Source organism: Mycobacterium sp. 29Ha (assembly GCF_032883055.1).
GTDB classification, from domain to species: domain Bacteria; phylum Actinomycetota; class Actinomycetes; order Mycobacteriales; family Mycobacteriaceae; genus Mycobacterium; species Mycobacterium gallinarum.
Genome location: NZ_JAMQTI010000037.1, coordinates 19502 through 37913, shown reverse-complemented (window position 1 = coordinate 37913; position 18412 = coordinate 19502). Strand labels below are relative to the sequence as shown.

At 63.1% G+C, this 18412-nt stretch carries 13 protein-coding genes and 1 pseudogene; 5 read left to right on the top strand and 9 right to left on the bottom strand.

Features of this window, described 5'->3' with window-relative positions; genetic code table 11:
- Positions 1–180: 180 nt before the first annotated feature.
- Positions 181–441, bottom strand: coding sequence for a helix-turn-helix domain-containing protein (locus M1248_RS30875; protein ID WP_317150666.1), 261 nt, complete (start codon positions 439–441; stop codon positions 181–183).
- 385 nt (positions 442–826) lie between these two features.
- Here M1248_RS30875 and M1248_RS33475 point away from each other — a divergent pair.
- Both M1248_RS33475 and M1248_RS30870 read left to right on the top strand, forming a co-directional pair.
- Positions 827–1237: pseudogene (locus M1248_RS33475) on the top strand (TniQ family protein); the annotation flags it as partial.
- A gap of 144 nt (positions 1238–1381) precedes the next feature.
- On the top strand, positions 1382–2722 hold the full coding sequence (locus M1248_RS30870; protein ID WP_317150665.1) for a hypothetical protein: 1341 nt from the start codon (positions 1382–1384) through the stop codon (positions 2720–2722).
- A gap of 58 nt (positions 2723–2780) precedes the next feature.
- On the opposite strand, the gene M1248_RS30865 is transcribed toward M1248_RS30870, so the two are convergent.
- The 6 genes from M1248_RS30865 to M1248_RS30840 all read right to left on the bottom strand — a co-directional run bounded on the left by M1248_RS30865 (position 2781) and on the right by M1248_RS30840 (position 11985).
- On the bottom strand, positions 2781–5204 hold the full coding sequence (locus tag M1248_RS30865; protein ID WP_317150664.1) for a TniQ family protein: 2424 nt from the start codon (positions 5202–5204) through the stop codon (positions 2781–2783).
- A 139-nt stretch (positions 5205–5343) separates the two neighbouring features.
- Positions 5344–6480: a TniB family NTP-binding protein gene (locus tag M1248_RS30860; protein WP_317150663.1), complete on the bottom strand. Its 1137-nt coding sequence runs from the start codon at positions 6478–6480 to the stop codon at positions 5344–5346.
- Positions 6477–8603, bottom strand: coding sequence for a helix-turn-helix domain-containing protein (locus M1248_RS30855; protein ID WP_317150662.1), 2127 nt, complete (start codon positions 8601–8603; stop codon positions 6477–6479). The genes M1248_RS30860 and M1248_RS30855 overlap by 4 nt, the downstream gene beginning before the upstream one ends.
- Positions 8604–8654: 51 nt before the next feature.
- Entirely contained in the window at positions 8655–9311 is a 657-nt protein-coding gene (locus tag M1248_RS30850) for a TnsA-like heteromeric transposase endonuclease subunit (RefSeq protein WP_410506768.1), read from the bottom strand.
- Between the two features lie 1008 nt (positions 9312–10319).
- Entirely contained in the window at positions 10320–10865 is a 546-nt protein-coding gene (locus tag M1248_RS30845) for a hypothetical protein (protein WP_317150660.1), read from the bottom strand.
- Between the two features lie 157 nt (positions 10866–11022).
- Positions 11023–11985, bottom strand: a complete 963-nt coding sequence (locus M1248_RS30840; protein ID WP_317150659.1) for a hypothetical protein — start codon at positions 11983–11985, stop codon at positions 11023–11025.
- A 367-nt stretch (positions 11986–12352) separates the two neighbouring features.
- Between M1248_RS30840 and M1248_RS30835 the strand changes: the two genes are divergently transcribed.
- The 3 genes from M1248_RS30835 (at position 12353) to M1248_RS30825 (ending at position 15439) form a co-directional block, all read left to right on the top strand.
- The gene (locus tag M1248_RS30835; RefSeq protein ID WP_317150658.1) at positions 12353–13372 is read left to right on the top strand and encodes a hypothetical protein; all 1020 of its coding nucleotides are present in this window, start codon (positions 12353–12355) and stop codon (positions 13370–13372) included.
- A 61-nt stretch (positions 13373–13433) separates the two neighbouring features.
- On the top strand, positions 13434–14402 hold the full coding sequence (locus M1248_RS30830) for a hypothetical protein (protein WP_317150657.1): 969 nt from the start codon (positions 13434–13436) through the stop codon (positions 14400–14402).
- A gap of 2 nt (positions 14403–14404) precedes the next feature.
- Positions 14405–15439, top strand: coding sequence for an ImmA/IrrE family metallo-endopeptidase (locus tag M1248_RS30825; protein WP_317150656.1), 1035 nt, complete (start codon positions 14405–14407; stop codon positions 15437–15439).
- Positions 15440–15618: 179 nt separating this feature from the next.
- On the opposite strand, the gene M1248_RS30820 is transcribed toward M1248_RS30825, so the two are convergent.
- Positions 15619–17406 (bottom strand): ThiF family adenylyltransferase, encoded by a 1788-nt coding sequence (locus tag M1248_RS30820; RefSeq protein WP_317150655.1) that lies wholly within the window; start codon positions 17404–17406, stop codon positions 15619–15621.
- Complete coding sequence (locus M1248_RS30815; RefSeq protein ID WP_317150654.1) at positions 17403–18410, bottom strand: SMODS domain-containing nucleotidyltransferase; 1008 nt, start codon at positions 18408–18410, stop codon at positions 17403–17405. The genes M1248_RS30820 and M1248_RS30815 overlap by 4 nt, the downstream gene beginning before the upstream one ends.
- Positions 18411–18412: the final 2 nt, after the last annotated feature.

Genomic DNA, 18412 nt, shown 5'->3' with positions numbered 1-18412 from the left:
AGCCTGCTCTAGCTATCCGATAGTACTACTAGTAGGGCACGCGGCCATCCCCAAGCGCGTACATCACTTGAGTCGTGTTGAGCCCAACGTTGGCGACAAGCTCGCGTATTGACTGACATGCGCGCGACCAACGTCTCGGCTGTCGATCGCCGATTCAATCGTCTGGGACGCTGACCCTTCTCAACGAATGCCCTCCAGGAGTTCGGCAGCCGAGACACCGAGCGCCTTCGCGATGTCGAAGAGTCGCTCATGCAGGATTCCTCGGCGGCCATGTTCGACGTCCATCAACACGTTGCGAGACAGCCCGGACAGCAGGGCGAGCTGCTCCTGAGTGAGTCCGCGTTCAATGCGCAAACGCTGAATCCGAGTGCCCAATGACCGCCGCCGACGCTCCCACGCGGCGACGCGCTTGGGGTCGTTCTGACTGGGGCGTGTCGGCACGCATTCCAGTACTCCCGCCAGAAGGCGCAAAGTCTGCCCTACTAGTAGGGCATTCTTGAGATGTGCCGTTCAGATCGCACACTTCGTGGCGCTCGGAGTCGCAGGATCCGCCTGTTCGCACGCTGCCGATCCGGCTCGACCCTCTTCCCGAGGGAAGCCTGGACTCCTGGTTGGAAGCACTCGCTCGCCGGAGGGCTACCGCTTGGGGCGACACGTTGTCCGCGGTAGGGCTCACCGATCCGATCGGTGAGGCCACCAATGATCCCGCGCCGCCGTCCATGCTGGCTCGGGTTGACGTCGCGACATATCAACAGGCTCGGTCAGGCGACCGGCATCGCACCGGGTGTGTGGCGAACATTTTGGGTCTGATGGGGCTGCGAAGGTGATGCCCAGAATCCGCACGCTCCCGATACGAGTTGCACCGCTTCCGGAGGAGAGTTTGGAGTCCTGGCTGGAGGCCCTTGCGCGGCGAATGTCGGCGGCATGGGGCGACCTCACGGACGCCGTCGGACTAACCGATGCAAGCAACCGAGAGCTTCACGATCCGGATCGACATGCACACCATCTGACCCCCACCGAGCGTCAATGGTCGGCGCTCACCATTGCGACCGGAATCGAGCACTTGGCAGCCCGGCGGATGACCGTTGCGGCAATGATGTCCGTTCCCACCGGAGTCTCGCTTCCGCACTCGGTGTGCCTGCCCGGCTCGCGATTTTGTCCGCAGTGCCTGGCGGAGCGCGACGGGCGATGGCGGACCTGGTGGTGGCTGCGGTGGGCGTTTGCATGCCCCGACCATGAATGTCTTCTGCTGTCGGCATGCCCGGCGTGTGGACGAAGCCAACGGGTGCGTCCACGCGCTCGCGAACTGGTGCCGGACCCTGGCATGTGCACGCGGAGCGCGCCAGCCGGGGGGCGTACTCCCAAGCGTTGTGACCAGTCGTTGGCCGACGCGCCCGTGGTTGCGCTGGGCGCGGGCCACCCGGCCATCGCGGTTCAGCGCGACATCCTGTCAATCCTTGCTGCGGGCGCCATCTCGACTGGCGTGTACGCCGATTCCCCGTCATCGGTGCAAGAGTTCTTCCGGGACTTGGCGGCGCTCGGTCAGCGCGTGCTCCGCTACGCAGAACCGGCGGACTTGCGCGGCCGATTGCCCGGTGATCTGTGGGCCGACATCGAGCCGCTTACGGGACGGGATGCCCGCCGAGACACCTCGCCGGCATGGGCGGTCACGAACCACTCATCGGCGTCGGTCGCGGCGGCCGCAGCCTGCCTCGCGGTGCCGATTCTGCTCACCGATTCGCACGCCGCTGCTGGCGAGAAATTGCGGTGGCTTGTGGCGTCGATGCGTCGCCGCGGTCTTACGGTGTCGGCGTCGAATGTGGGATGGGGCCGTAATGTCAGCGACGCGCTCATTGGTGTTCAACTGGCGTCCCTGAAGCCCTTCCTCGGCCCCGTCGATCAGCTCCGACATCGGGGCTGCGTAGTGCGGCCAACTGGACGCGATTCGGCTGCTTCGGTGTCACGATCACTGCCCGCCCTCATATGGCCACGATGCGCGTTCCGGTTTGAAACTCAGGGTGTCGGGTTCGACCAACTGCGCGCCGCGTTGAGCGTCGCGATCCTGCTCGTCGGGTCGCGAACGCCGGTGCCAGCAGGATGCACCCTGCTGGGTTCAATCACGCACGGGCGGGCGGTGTCGCGGGTCCTTCAGCGACTGCGTGCCCAAGCCGACTGGGACCAGTCAATGGTGAGGCTGATCGCGATCCGGGACCAGCTCGATGCGGACATCCCCATCGACTACGCACGCCGGCGCGCACTCGGCTACTCGGACCTGCTCCCGCCCGAGTCGTGGCGCGACATCTGTGTCGATCTCGCGATCCCAGCGGGTCGATCGACACGGGCGCGTCTGCACCGCTACTGGCTATACGAGCGTCTCACCGGATCGCCCGCCGTCGCCCTCGCACCTGGACGCGGCGACCCGGCGTTTCGTGCACTGCTCGCCGACCTGCCGCGGACGTTATCGCCGGACCTGGTCGCCGTCCTTGACGACCTGGGTCGCGAGTTCCTCGAGCGTCACGACGTCTGCGACGAGCCCGTCACATGGTGTCCGAATCTCCTCGAGGCCGGTATCGAGAGTGCTGAGTATCGCCGCACTGAATACCGCGCCGACGCGATTCACCGACATGTGGCAGAGGAGTTGTCACTCGGCCACATCGCCAGACGCCTGGATACGACGATCAACGTCATTCGAGAAGTGCTCACAGAACATCCAACACCTTGAGGACCAGGCTTGCGGCTCCGTGCCGACCTCGGCCGGCATACGCGAGATACCCGCTTCCTCACTGCGATGTATCTGTTTTCGCGCGTCTAACATATCGTCGGTCCGTCGACGACGCGTCCTGTGGAACGCGCTCGACGGATCCTCGTCGCCGTGCCAAGGTGGCGCTGTGGCTTGGCGTGCCTCTACCCCGCAAGGGGATCTCGTATTTCTTGGCCCACCTAGCCATGTTCGCCGTACTCATGCCGGCTTCCTTCGCGAGATCAGGGAGCGCGCGGAGTTCGTTGACGTATTGGTCGTAGAGCCATTCTTGGTCGACGGTCGAACGCGCCTGAGCCCGAGCACGGCGCAGCGGAATGTCGTAGTCACGGGCAAGGTTGCCGATCACCTGGCGACTGACCCCTATCAGGACGGCGATGTCGCGCAACGACATCCGCTGACTGCAGTACAGATCGACGAACCGGTAGCGCGGGAGTGCGTCCGTCGCCTTCCCATACGCGTGGCTGTGCCTCGCGCACGTCGTTCCCGCAGGTGGATCTTCGCGGGGCGCTGGGTGTTGATCGAGGAGGTACCGGATGGTGTCGACATCGGTGCCCAGGTGGGCCGCTGCGGAGCCGAGTTTGATCCTTTCGGCCGCCATGATGCGGTGCAGCTCGGCGAGGTCGACGGTGGCCGGGTCTGAACCGGGCAGGCATAGTCCATCCAGCAAGTCGGCAGGCGGAGCCCACGTCGGAGGTTCACCGCCGATGCCACGCTCCGCCAGAAAACCGCGGGCATGTTCGTCCAGTTCACTGGCGAGGCGCGGGGTGAGATACCGCGGGAAGTCGACGACCTTACCTCGAAACAGGGCGTCATCAACAGCGAACGGAGCGATCCCAGCAGGCAGGCCACTGAGCCGTTCGAACAGGAAACACCGGACGATTCGGCCTCGCAGCGTATGCGATCCCGAAGTTCCTGTGCGACGGCAGATTCCCGCCCAGACATCGTCCGGCAACAGCATGGAGTAGTCGAGCCGCGCTCGACGCCGGTAGTCGATGGGCGAATCGTGGTCACCGATGTATTCGGCGATGCGAACGAGGGCGGCCCGAATATCCTGCCAGCTTGAATTTCGCTCGAGAAGCTGTAGCACGCGGGAGACCGCATGGCCTTCGATCGGGGCGTCGACCAGACGTGCGGCCTCGTCGAAGTTGAGACGACTGCGGACGAGGAGCAATGCGGACGGCAGTGCTTGGCGCAAGAACCGCTGGCGGCAGTTCGGGACCGTCAAGCGCAGCGAGAGCACGGGCCACAACATCGACGGGATACGTCGGGCAAGGACTCGCGCCCGAGTTGCGCGGTCCGCGGGGCGGCACGGAAGCGGCGAGCCGATCCGATATCGCAATTGGTCGCTCGGGTGAAGCATCGGCCCCAGCGCGGCGAGTTGAATTCCGGTCAGCACCGGAGAGATTCCCTTCCCCCAGCCCGTGATCGTCGGATGGATGCGCAATCCGCGATTCCGCGCCGAGGCCACCAGCCACCGCAGTTCGTCGCCCGCTCCGGCGACGTCGGACACCTCTAGTGAACTTAAGGCAGCGAGGACACCGACAGCAGCGCTGACAGCCCGCGCCGGCGCAGCCAGCCCTGGTTTCGACTCCGCGCGCGCGATCCCAGATCCGTCGATGCGATAGCGCGTCGCCTCCAGGTACGCCGCGTGCAGATCATCGGGAACCAGGCCTCGCAACTCCTCGGGTGTGGCATAGGCAAGAACGCGGCCGGCAACGGCCCGGATGTCGGAGAGGACGCTGATGCGCGGCTGCGGGCTGATGCGATAGGCGCCGAAGCACGCGGTATCGCCGTCTATTACGGCATCGACGACGCGCTGGGCATGGACAGCCGGGTGGTCGATATCGAACGTCGTGGCCGGGGCTTCGGTGAGGTCGGCACCACATCGAGCCGGTCTGCGGCCGACTGCATTCGTGAAGTGGTGCGCGAATGCGCCTGACTTCGGGATGATGCCGCCGGGGTGACTGCGGCGCCGTTGCACAGCTCCGCACTCCGGGCAGGCATCAGCGAGCAAGCAGCCGTGTTCGGTGCAGGCGAACGTCCAACCAAGTCGCCACGACAACTGCCAACCGCCCGCGCTGCCTTTCAAACACAAAGGACAGAAGCGTGATCCGCAGGCACGTCCCCACGGAAAAGTCCGGCTAAGCACCGAACCACCGCTGTCCTTTATCCTCAATGCTCTTTCGGAGAAGTGAGCCAGCGTCATCGTTTCGAGGATGTCGACGGCGACTCCGGTTGCGGTGCTGATGCTTTGCGCATCCTCTTCCCTTAGCTGCACGATCCACGTGCTGGTGGTGTTCGCCCGGTGTGAGTTCAAACCGACTGCTAGTAGCACGTCACCGAACGCGGCGTGGGTCCGATGGGCGATGCGTTCGAGCCAGGAGTCCAACGCCTCGCCCGTCATCGGCGCGACACGAACTGGCAGCGTCCGGACGGCGCTCACTTCATCCCCGCGATTCTCGTCGCGAAAAGCGGTATCGCGGGGCCCCGGGGATGTCGCGTCCGTGGGTCGCTACGCCGGTGACGCGTCGACCGTGCATACTTCGTCGTGCCATGTTCACAGCTCCTCGCGAAATAGCCTGTCAAATAGTCTTTCTGGTGGCGTCGCCGGCTTGCTTCTTCCTAGCCGTCCGCAGCCTGGCGTGTGCGACCTCGCGGCCAGACTCAGCGGCAACGTCGATCGTGACTTGCTCCAACAGGTCGATGGTCAACGCTTCCTGACCATCAAGAACCGCCAGCGCGCACGCCCGCGTAATCAACGTCGCCAAGGACTGGAAGTAGCCCTGGGTACGCACGTACAGGTAATCACTCAGCTGCCCCGATGCGAGAGAACGCTGGCCGTGATCAGCCAGTACCAACTGTTTCTCCATCGCTCGTACGAGCGTGCGCCATTGCCGTCTACCCGCGAGCGTCTCGGCCTCGAACGGCCGCATGACGTGTGCGGTCACTCGCCTGGCCGTCTGCTGTCTTACGTTGTGCTGCTTCGACGAGTCTCCCCGCCCCTCGGAGAAGAATCCGGCCTCACTTAGCCCGACGCCGACGAACAACGTCGTGATGGGGAAGTCGTTGGCGATCGACTTGAACGTATTGCTCAGCCTCGATCCGTCGGTGGTGTTGAACGCGGAGAAATGCACTTCGTCGATGATCAGCAAGCGCACGTTGCAGTCGAGGAACGCGTCGAGTGCACGTAGCTTGAACTGATCGGCGTTACCCGTACGGATACCGGGATGAGCGACGAAGTACAGCATCGCGAAATACAGCGCGCGTGGCGTGGGTGTTCCGTTCAGCGAGATCCAGCACACCGGCCACCTTTCGTGTCCGTCCCTAGTCATCGGACCGTGCTCGGCGATCACGTCGAGGTGGTAGCGCTGAGCGAAGTTCTGCACCGCCGTGGTCTTTCCGATACCTGCAGGCCCCTCAATGGCTAATCCACCTTTGACGCGGTTGGCATCGCACGCGTTGCTGGCCATCAACACCGAGAGATGCCTGCGCAGATCCAACATCGGTGGCGTCTCTACCACGCCGAGATTGGCGTGCCAATCGAGTCGTTGACTGTTGTACCGACGCCTCTCGGGCGCACTCAAAGCCTTGATCTCCAGCCGAGTAAGCAGTTCCGGCTTGGTGCGCTGAGGGGCATTGACGAACTTCGCCCAGCCTTCCTTCGTGATGAGGGTGATGTTCTTCAGTTCCTCATTGATCTCCGGATCGAAGTCGTTCATGCCAAGTCGAAACTCTCGTCGTTGTAGTCGTCTTCGACGTCGGCGATATCGTCGTCATCACCCATCTCCGCGCCCGCATGACCGAAGTCGAATGGGTTCTCACCCGACTCGGCGAGGCCACGCAGACTCGACAGCGAGTTGACTGCCTGGGCATCGTCGGTCTCGACTTGATTGCTCAGCATCTGCTCCTTGCGAGCCATTCTGAGGGCGATGCGCCGTTCCTTCGGGCTCAGTTCGATGCTGAGATTGAACCGTTTGAACAGTTCGCGCAATGCAAACTGCTCGTCAACGAAACCGTGCGCCTGGACAGCTAACTTGCGCGCGTATTGGTAGGCGTCGTCACTGAAGGCAATCGGGAACTTCGATGCGTGTTCCCACTTGAGGGGGTGCCATTCGCGGTCGTAGGGATGCTGGATGTAGACCGTTGAGATGTCGTCTGGATCGGAGTGAATGGGCCAGGCGTTCTTGAACTTTCCCTCGTAAGGGCTCTTCATCTTGCCCAGCTCACTGAGCACATCGCCTTTGTAGACGAGCCCGTACATCTTGACGCCTTTGCGTTGAATCGTGCGTGCGTCGGCGCGCAGAAACTCCAGGGCCAGATTCGGGTGACGGGGCACCTCGATGTGTCCTGCGCGCGCAATCCCGTGGCTGAACATCTGTGCGGGAGTCATCTTCGGGGCCCGCTTCGCCTGTCTGGCTGGCAACTCCGGATCGAACAGCGAATCATGCGGGACGCGATGGTAGATCCGTCCTACCCATTCGCGCAGGATCTCTTCGAGCTCGTGGATGTAGTAAAACGCTTGGCCCTCCACGTCGAGTCCACGCGAGTTGATATCGGGCCCCTTGTAGCCGGGCAGATATTGCAAAAGCCGCGTGCGCACGGAGCCGAAGAAACGCTCCAACGGCGCTTTGTCCCTACCCTCTCGCAATCGCGCAGGCTGGATCGAGATGCCGAAGCGCTGACACACGCTGTTGAGATGCTCCGAGAGATAGATCCTGCCGTGATCGACGACGATGGTGTCGGGCCTAAGCGCCGGCCCAAACGTCTGTCCCGTGTGGTCGATCTTGTCCGGATCGATCAGCACCTCCCGTGGTATCCCGTGATAGGGCCACACCGCGTCGGAAGGCCAAGCTGCCGGAACAGGAAGCGGCCGAAACACTTGGTACATAAGGGCCGCCGCATCGACGGCCTTCGTTGAGCGCGGTGTCAGACGCAACGCCACGATGCAACGGGTGTACCAGTCCATCGCGACCGTCAGTTCGACCTGCATCCAGCGCGCAGCTGGGTCGAAGCCGAAGACGTCCAACCGAGTGGTGTCGAGAATCAGGTACTCACCCGGCCTTGTGGGGCGCAACTTGCCGTGCTGCCCTTCCGGGCTGTCCGCGAGGTCCCGGTTGCGCTTCGTCGTCCCTCGAAACAAGGGCCGCTGTGCGTCGAGGGCCAGCAGGTGACGGTTCGCCGTCGACCGTGACGGCTCCTTGACCACGCCCTCGCCGTAGAGAAGCTCCAGGCGCGCGGACGCCTGCAGGATCACGGCCGACTTCGTCGGCATCGATTCCTCGGTGTGCTCCCGCATGACGCCGTCGGCGGCGGCAACCCATCGGGGGTCGATCTTCGGCTCCTGCATCTTGCGTCTGGCGACGAGGCCAGCTTCTCCACGCTCGTTGTACGCACGAACCCAGCGACGCAACGTCGAATCACTGACTCCGAGCTCTTTGCACTTGGCGTTGTATCGCTCCATCAGCTTTCGCGCCGGGTCATATTCGGGGCGGGGCTCTCCCTCGAGTGCCAGCTCCGGTGAGCCGGATCGATAGCCGGTCGTCACCTCACGGATGTGTTCGGCCTTCTCCCGCACCGCCTTCATGTCAGCCGGGCTCCGCCCGAGCAGTGCGATGGCGGCGGGATCGTATGGGTCGTCCGGCTCGGGACCGTCCTCGTCTGCTATCAGGCGTGCGCTCGGGTCTGCCAACAGATCGACGACCGACTTACGGCGAAAGGAGTTGGGGCCCTGCAGAACCACCTCATATGTCCCCGCGGCCGAAATGAACTCCGTGACCTCGAACAGCTCGCCGTCGAATTCGAATCTGGATCCGCGGCGGATCTGTACACTCGCCCCACTCACGGCGCGTCCCCCGCCGACTGGCTACGAATCTCGCTCGGCAGAGTATTGGCGTCAGTGATGCTGTGATTCATCATCTTTCACCACTTGTCGCCGGAGTACGGTCTTCGCGTCCAGGACCTCAGTCAGATTTGCCGTGAACTCCTGTGTCCACAGCATGTGCAGCATCGCCGCATGAACGAGTGGCTTGGGATGGGGTATCGATCGTCTGATATCCCTGAACTCCATGCCGTCGACGTTCAACGCACGTAGTGCCCTCAGGCACGGCTGCGAGATGGATTCGGCACGGCGGTATCCCGAGAGGAAGCGCACGTTCTCAACTAACGCCTCGGGTGGCTCCGTCGCGATCTCGAATCGCCAACCGATCGATTCCACGAGGTCTCGGGACCACGCGAATGTAGCTTGCACGATTGGATCGCTCAGTCTCTTCGCCGGCTTGACGTCGACGACGGTGGGCGCTTCTGGAGTGAGCAACCAGTAGTCCGGTACATGGCGCCGCATCTTCCCTTCGATCATCACCCGCAAAAGAAACGGCTGCGCAACGATCTTCGTGACGGACGTGTCGAAGTCAGCGATCAGGAGTCGGGCGAGTTCGAGCCTGGACTCGTAGATCACGTGCGCAGACTCGGTCGAGGACCAGTAGCTGCCCGAGTAGTGCCTCTGTCCGCGGTACCAGCGAAAGGTACGGTACGGTTGCGCCCGACAAAGCACGTCGGGCGTCAAGTCGTTGAGCGGCCTATCGATCAGTTCACCCGTCTCGTCACGAACCGTGACGGACGGCTGCACCTCTGTGTTTGTGCATGGCATCAGTTCTCCATCCATCGGCGGTAGTCATGCCTTCGAGAATGAGTCGCACAGTGCTATCCGCGCCAACCCCCAGATCGAATCGGGATGCAGCCGAGATCAAACCTCCACACGAAAGTCGAACGGTATAAACCTCTTTGGGTTGACCGCGTCAATAGTTTCTATTGACAGCGTCAACAGTTCTTTTGTTGCAAGATGCAACGGTTAAAAGGCCGCGGATGCAGCGGATTTCCATGTCACTCATCTGTAACTGCCTACACGACAGTATCTTTCACCTGCCGTGTTGGTTGCCAGTCGGCATCGTCTTGTCAGTCCTGATTTCGCGTTGCGCGGGTGTCCGCGCACCTGACCGACGTCTATCGGCGCGCCAGCCAGCACCGATTTCCGGCGCGACAACACGTGAGACGAGCCTGCGAAGCCTCGTCGCCATCTGCGCGCGTCGAGCGAACCGCGATTAGACATCACTGACAACGGAGCCCCAAAGCCAACCACCCGACGACCGAAACACAACTTACCTGCGGGAACCTCGAACACAGCGCTCAGTGGATTGGCAACCGCGTGTCTTCACACAGACACGGCGGATGCGCCATCGCTCCGCCGCCACCCGTGAGAATTTCGCACGTTCGGTGCGATGAACCTCCAACGACACGGCTTGTCTCACACTTCGCGACCAATTGGTCATTCGGTGGTCACTTTAGATGGGATTTGGTCATGAAGTATGAGAAATCACACCGGCAGTTTTCCTGCCAGCACGAGTGCTGTCGAGATGCAAGAAAGATTGACAAGACACGCCTGCCTACTTTGACAAAACTCGGGCGTGTCGCGAGATCTTGTTAATCTTCGTTGCAAAATTGCAGCTCAAGGGCGCTTCGCGGCGAGACACAACAAAGGGTCAGCGCACCATCATCGAGGTTTTCACCACCGAGGTGGGGGACCGGCGAGCATCGTGCGCAATGAGAACCTCACCGCATTCGATGGGGTATAGCCGGCCGCGACCAAGTCCTCAACGACGTTGCCCAGGTGGACCAGCGAAAGCTGCGCCACCAGCATCACCAGCTGTCGAATCCGAGGGTCGTTATCAATGCCACCCTGTGTCCCGTCCCAGTCAAAACCCTTTTCCGGGTAATCCGCGACGATTGGCAATACGGCACCAAACTGCTCGGCGTCATCCTCCTCGCCCCCGGCACAGTCTCCTGGCTTACGCCGGGAATGGCGCCGAGCGCCAGCAGCGATCGCAGCTGCCCCCGCCTCGTCGTTCTCCGCGGTCCTCCACAAATCGGCAAGCACTGAAAGGGACACGGCCCGGATGGCGTGTTCGACCTGTCGTTCATCGACACCGAGCACATCGGCGAGCGCCGCCACCGGTACACCGTCGATGAGCGCGTCGAGTTCGGCGTGTACGGCGTGCGCGAGGCCGTGTTGGGCGGTGGGTTGCGTCTGCTCATCGGCGAGGGGGCGCACCCTTCGGACTCGTGATTCGCTGATGCGGCGGCGTAGGGCGCGAGCACCGCGTGTCCCCAACGATGACTGTTCAATCAGCTCCTGAAAGGTGCGCTGGTCACTCATCGCCCGCCGCGCGTCATCTGCAGAATCGCGTTGGCGTTGTCCTCTTTTCGGCTTATCGTTCATCGTCGCCGTCCTCCACCCGGTCTCGGATCCCGCGGTGCCTCATCCGGTACAGTCGCCCCTCGATGGCCCTCTCCGAGAGGTCCAATATCTCACCGATCTCATCCTGGGCGTACCCGTGCGCAGTCAGCTTGAGGATCTCCTGGTCGACGTTCTTCAGTTCGCCGAGCACCCGGGACACGTAGTCGCGGTCAGCCGCCGAGCGTGCCGGATCCGCGAAAAGCGCTGCCACGCGTTCGATTTCGGCCGCAGTCCAACTGTCGCGGTAATCGGTAAGGTCGTTCGGCGGTGTTGACCGGTGCATACTCCAGCGCCGCTCGTGGCGGCGCCAACGCTGAAACTCGTTGTTGAACGCCAGTACGCACCCGCCGACGAAGTAGGTCGACAAACTGGCGCCGCCGCCGTATGTCCATCCAGTTCCTTCGCGGGCTTGTTGCTGGAATCGGATCATGGCTACTGCCACGACCACATCGGCTAGGCCCTCCCTGAGGTCTCTGTCGACTTTCAGCTCAGAGAGCTCGTGAGCTGTGGGGAACACCGGTCGGCCTGCCTGCGCGGTCTTGGCGAAGATGTAGCCCGTGCGCAGCCAGCCATCGACTACGGCCAGGCCGTACTTGAGGAGGTCATCACCGAGCTGTCGCCACTTGCGGCCGGAGAAATTGTCGGCCAGCACCTGCGTAAACAGATCGTGGTCGGCCGCGTGCCGAGCCAACCGCTCAGCCAGGGACTCCACCTGGCCGCGACTGTCTGCAGGTGCGTTCTGAAGGATCTCCGCGTCAGAGACCTCGCAGTCATCGAGGCCCGCGATACCTGCGACATCGGCGGAGAGATCGTCGGACAATTCATGCTCGTCACCATCGACGCACTCCGGTTGTAGATCGTCGAACCGCACGCGTGACGAAGCGCCGAGCCCGGACTGAGAATCCTGCTCCACCGGGCGCACCTCCTCCGTCATCCATCGAGCGTGATCGATCGCATTCGAGGCCCCCACCAAGTAAAGGACTCTTCTGGGCCGTCAGGCCCTCCGTGCTCCGCAAGCTCCGCACGTCGTCCCCAACTACACACACACACGACTCCTTATATGTCGCCGTGTACCGGCCAACCCACGGAAAATCCGGAAAAAGTCTCAAGGAAAATTTTATAGGGCTGAACTGCTAAAACGGCGTGGGGTGAGCGGCTGTCGGTGACCTAGGACCTCTTCGAGGTATGTGCACTAACAATCAGAGGAAAGGCGGTCCGCGCCCATGCCGAGATACCCGCAAGATCGGAGCGAGTCTGACCGTAGCCCGCGCACACGCAGACCCGGACGGTCGGTATGGACAATGGATCCGGATGCACCGAGCCGGGGTCAGGATCAGTGGGAGGGGAACCCGATTTCTGCTTATGCGGAGCTGCAGCAGTTGGGCCGCATGGACAGGCGCGGCGTTGCGCTTATCTCGCGGATCGTGCGCGAAGAATCGAAGCGCTTCACCGCACTTGAACAAGTGGACGTCGAAGACTTCACCCACGACTTCTTCGTCGCGAAGATCACCGCGTTGACCGCCATGTTGCTCGCGCAAGCGACTAGCGACGAATCCTTTGGCAAACTCGTCCGACGCACCGTCAGGAACTGGATGATCGACCGGGCGCGGACGACCGGAACCGGCCCCCTGCGTCGGTCGATTGAAAAGATCCTTGCCGAAACACCCCAGTTCGAATGCGTGCCGGCCGGCCAGGAGGGTGCTGGACGATGGCGGCTCGCAGACACCCATGGCCCACCGTGGGGAGGCGACCCGGACAGCCTCGTCGCCGTAGCGTGGGCGGTCCCAGACGTGCACGTGCCCATCTGGTCGCAGGGCACACGACGAGCGCCGATTGCGGACCGCGCTTCAATCGTGTCGATTCTCGAAGCCATCCTGCAGGCAGCCGCGGGCAGCCTGGAGACCGCCCAGCTCGTACACGTCTTCGCCCGACGATTCGCCGCGGCGATGGACCCCATCGAGGTCCCCCTTCCCGAGCACCAGGACGACGATGACGATGACGGCGCCGGAACCGATGTGCCCTCCGAGGCTCCTGGCCCCGAAGACCTCGTCATCGCCGAATCGATGGCCGCAGAGGCCGCTACAGCAGCGAATGAGATCGTCGAACGGTTGTCCGATGACGAGCGAGCTATCGTCAGCATCATCGACGACCCTGCCGCGGTCATGCAGCGGCTCGGACGGGCTCGAAGCCAATCCGCGGAGTTCACCCGACGGTTGAAGGCCAAGATTCGCGAACTCGCGGGAACGGGGGAGGACCGAGACGAGATCGTCAGGGCGGTTATCGCGATTTGCGGTGAATCACAGAACGGACAAATCGGGTGATGCGGCGTCAGACTGAAGTAGGCAGCGTCAGTACTGCAGGCCGACGAGATTGGAGCGCGAGTTGAAGAAGGGCTCAACGCCGCGTGACCTGCTAGCGCTGGCTCGCGAGGCCAAGGCGCCCGACGCACTATCAGCTGCCGGACGTCAGCAGAGGTTCGGCGATCTCTCCGATCGAGTTATCGCTCCCGGCCAAATCTGGCGCGCTGCGTGGGACGACGACAGCGTGCTTGTCTTTGTCGTTGGCGTCGAGAACGCCGAAATCGTTGCTATTCCGATGACGGTCGATCCAGGAGCAGAAGACGAAGGAGCCTTGGTCTTAGAGCCAGAGGCGACTGTGTTCGCGATTGAGTCAACCCTATGGGCTGACCTGGAGACGACACTCCCATTGCGGGTGTTCGACGAAATTGTCGATCAGCTGCCTACCGCAGTCACGGACTGGATCACCTGCCCAACACGTGACCCCAAAGATGCTGCGGCGCTAGGGATGCGGACTGGGAAATCCCCGTCGACAGCGTTCGATCGCTCCCGAGCAGTTCGGGCCGAAATCGAAGACGACCTAGAGGCTCTGCGTGCGGCGCCAAGCCTGCCTATCGCAAAGGGTGCCGACGTGCCGACGCGGACTTTAGCGAGCGTATTAGGCAAGGCCGTCGATCTGCGAGTCCTCGTCGACGGTTTGCGTCATCTTGGTCTCGATCAACCCGACGTGATGAGTCTGTTGCGTGGCAAGAGACCGATCACTCCCGATGAGGTCGACGCTGTCGCCCGTCTCACACAGGTTGATCCGAAAGTCATCGCAGAAGCAGTAGAGCCGCTACCTGCGGAGTTTGTTGAGGAAGTAGATCATCCACGGTGGCGAGAGACGTGGCGCCAGCGCGCCCGACGCGACGGAGTCGACGAGAGCAGTGCACGGCTGAAAATGAGCTACGAGATGTATGCGCGCGCGGCACGTCAGACCGGTTCCTCAGCACCGGACTGGGCAGCGCGCCTCGCGCAGTTTCGACATCTGCAAGATGGTCCTGGGACGCACTGATAATGCGCGGCATCTACGCAGCAGAGGCGCAGGTTCAGGCCGAAGCCATGCTCGCCGTCGTCGAGCAAGTACGCCCGGGGTTGCTGGGGCGACTGCGGGTAGACCCGCTGTCAGAACTCGGTCATTGGCCGGGCTTGTCGGTCGCGGTCGTCGATGAAACTCCTGGCGCCGAGGAATGCTCGGTGGCTGGTAGTTACCAGAGTTCCCCTCCAACGCTGGTGGTTGCGGCGTCGAGATCGCCCGGACGACGTAACTTCACCGTGCTGCACGAATTCGGGCACCATCTGCAGCAAACCGATATAGACCTAGGCAACAGGCTGTTCCAATGCGGCGATCCCGACCAATTCGAGGAGCAGTCCTGCGACGCCTTCGCCGCTCAAATTCTTTTGCCGGACAATGCATTACGCGCTGCGCTCGATCCACGGGGCCCGACGCCGCAAGACGTCGTGGACCTATTCACCACCGGGTCAGCTGCCTCGCGGGAAGCCTGCTGTGTCTGGGCGGCCCGCCATTTGCGCGGTTCGGGTGTCGTCGTACTTCTCGATTCGCGCGGCATCGTGCGATTCGCTGCGCCCAAGGGCTTCATCCCGCCGGCGAAGCGCTCCGACCAATCCGGTACTCCCTTAATCCAAGCGGCACTGCACAGCTCGGGCAACGGCGCCACTCGCGACGAGACCTACATCGTCTACCGTGGCGGCCACGAGAGCGACAAGATGTTCGGCCAGGCCAGGTGGTTCGACGATGATTACCTTGTCGCCATACTCGTCACCGACAACGTGCCATGGGAATCGCTGGCAATACCGCAAGTCCCGACCCGTCGTGAAGACCGAAGTCGATGGTGGGTATGCGAAACATGCGAAGACTCGTTCCCGATCACCGAACGGTGCGAGCGCTGTCATACTCCGCGTTGCCCCAATCAACATTGCGGGTGTGACTCTGCGCGCTCAGCCAAAGAACGACGGTGCCCCGACTGCAACTACCTCCTCCATCCGTCACGCTTTCCCGCGGGCAGCGAGGTGTGCAACGACTGCCGGTGAGGAGTTGCCCTCGTGTGCTCACCGTTCGCGTGGGTCGTGAGCCAGCCGTCGAGCAATTCAGCCACCTCGACCCGTGGCTGCCACCCCTGCGACACCGTGGCTTTGCCGGATGCCATCTGTGCCAATCCCTTCGGTCAGGGTGCGCTCCAACGCGGCTGGCACACATGACCATTGGCCGGCTATTCCTGTGCAGTACATCCTTCCAGCGCAGCCGGAACGAACTCGCGTAGGGGCCCAGCTTCACCATGCGGCAGGGAGATCAGGTGGGTACCCGACAGCGCGGATCCGGGCCGGAGATGAGCGCTCAGTAGGCTGGTCACACTGGCCGCCACCGCGGCGAGGTCAGCCGCTGACCCGTGGAAGGTGGGCGTCGAGCAGCCGCGGGTGGGAATGACTTCGCTGCCGGGCGTCGAGGAGTCCCATAACTGCCGAAATGGTTCGAGCGCCGCATCGCGGGCGATCACTTCGCCGGCGGCGCGGTCGATGGTGAGCGGACCGGCGGGCAGCGGTGGCGCCGATACGGCCAGCATGCCAAGTGTTGCGGTGCGCGAGTCGGTGGCGACTTGAGCCAGAACCGGTCGTTCGCCGCCGAGGCGCGCGATCTGCTCCAGCAGCCGACTGACGGCGACGCTGACCGTCGCGTCGATCACGACGTGGGCCCCGAGAAGGTCGTCGAGCGAGGGCGACAACGAGTCGTACACCGCCACCTCGACTGCATCGCTGACCGCACGCAGCCGTCGCGCCAGCGCAGCCACCTTCGTGTCGCCGATGTCGGCTTCAACGAAGTTCTGCCTCACAAGAAGCCCACCGGTGATGGTGCCGGGATCACACAACAGCACCTTTTGCGCGCCGGCCCGGACCACGTACTCAGCGATCCAGGAACCCAGCCCCCCGCAACCCCACACTGCGACGGTTTTGCCGGCGTAACTGGCCACCGGGCGAGCCGCATCACGGCGGCTGGTCACCTCGGGCCGTTCATCGGACACGGGCCACCAGTGCAGTGAGGTCGCGGGATCGAGCTGCGTCAGGTCGATGTCGATGGTGGAACTCCTGTCTCGATTGGCTCGGACGAGGTCGCGGAGATGATCGCCTCCGGCAGCGGGGATGCAGGCGGCGAGCAGGTGCGGCGGCCCGCCTGTCGGGTGGGGAACGGCCAGGACGAACCGTTGGCTGCTGCCGTCTGGCTTTCGGATCGCGCTGGCCCCCAGCACGGTGAGCAGCCCCGCGGAACTGCGATCGGCCGGCAGCGCCGAGTAGGGGTTGTCGGGTTGAAGGGTTGCCCGGGACCGGTCGTCGATGTGGATCAGCAGGGCGGCAAGCGAATGTCCTGCGCCCAGCGGTAGGGCGGCGTCGAGCAGGATGACGGGAGCATGCTCGCTGACCGACGTGTCGGCGGGCTGTTCAAGGGTCAGGTCCCACCGGTGGGGTGTGCGGCAGACCAGCCACCCGTGCTGTGCCCGCGTGCGGGGACGCAGCGGCTGCCGCACCACGACGGTGGGTGCGCCGGCGGCGGCGTGAAGCACCCCGCCGACCGCGTGGTAGAGGGCGGTCTGGGCATCGAACCGGGCGCCGGCGGCGTCGGCGAACCACCCGAACAGGCGATCCAGGAAGCCGCCGAATCCGTTGATGGGATCCCACTCTCGCGACACGTCGAGGTACAGGCAGAGGCGGCGTCCCTGCAGCACGTGTGGGTACCCGACGAACCGGTCGTGGTCGACCTCGACGCGCGGCGGTGTGAGATCGGTTGGGCCCACGTACACGGTTACGCCTTCGTAGTCTTCCAGCGGTAGGCCTCCGGCGACACGCGTGATTTCTAGCGTGCGCAGCTTCAACCGCAACAGCATTGTGCCGTCGCCGGCAAGCTGGTGACCGCCCATCACCCTGACTTCGCCGGGGAATGCGTCAGCGGCGACGCGCAGGTCGCGCAGGACCTGGCGCTGCCATTCAGATGGGCAGGGTTTGCTCACCCGGCGCGGCCCGGGAGGGTCAGACTCGTCGCACCTGCTCCACCCGCACCGGTGCCTAGGGAGCTGTACTTCCCGGAGGTTTTGGAGCTCGGGGCGGTGAACCCGTCGCCGAACAGCGCCTGCCACTTCTTCACCGACTTGTCGAAGTCGGTCTCGTGGAAAGCGGCCTGGATTTCGGCCGCGTGCACGTGGATCCGGTCGCGGAAGTACGAGTAGGTCTCCTGGGACCAACGGTGGTCGAAACTGGTACCGGTGCCGGCCGGGTCCAAGATCATCGGCTTGCTCGGGTTGAGCTGAAGCCAGTCGTCGAGGTCGGACACAATGTGCAGCAGCGTGGTCGGCAGGTCCGCGTAGTAGCCGGGGTCACCGATCGTGCGCCATTCCTGGACTTGATTGCCCAACAGGGTGGTGAGCAGGATCGACTTGGTGCCTGTGAAGGAGTTCCGGTGATCGCGCAGGAACTTGATGATGCGGATGACCTCGCGCAGGTGCTTGTTGGCGATCGCGTCGTGGGACTTCATCCATGCGGTGAAGCCGTCGGTGTTGGTGCGCTCCCAGGTGTTGTTGTCGCGGTTGATGATCCACTGGGTGCCGTCGTCGCGCAGCACGAACGGGACGATGTCGAGGTGCATCGCGTTGTCGGCGTAGTACAGGTAGACGCAGCGGCACTTGCGACCGTGCGGCATGTCCTTGTACGGCCACTTGTTGTGCAGCGCCCGATACACGGCGTCGCCGTACTTCTTCTTGTCGGATTCCCAGTCGGGATTCTCGACCATCTGGACCATGAAGTCGCCGTCAAAGGCCTTGCCGTTCTGCGGCCGGATGATGGTCTTCTGTGGCCATGACCCCTGGGGGATCTTCTTCTTGATCAACGGTCCCAGCTCGTCGTCGGCCTTCAGCACCCCGTAGACCGTGTCGACCCGGCCACTGAGCAGGTCGAGGTTGGCCTTCGACATGTTGACGGTCTTGTCGAGGAAATTCTGGAAATAGTTGTCGTGCTTCACTG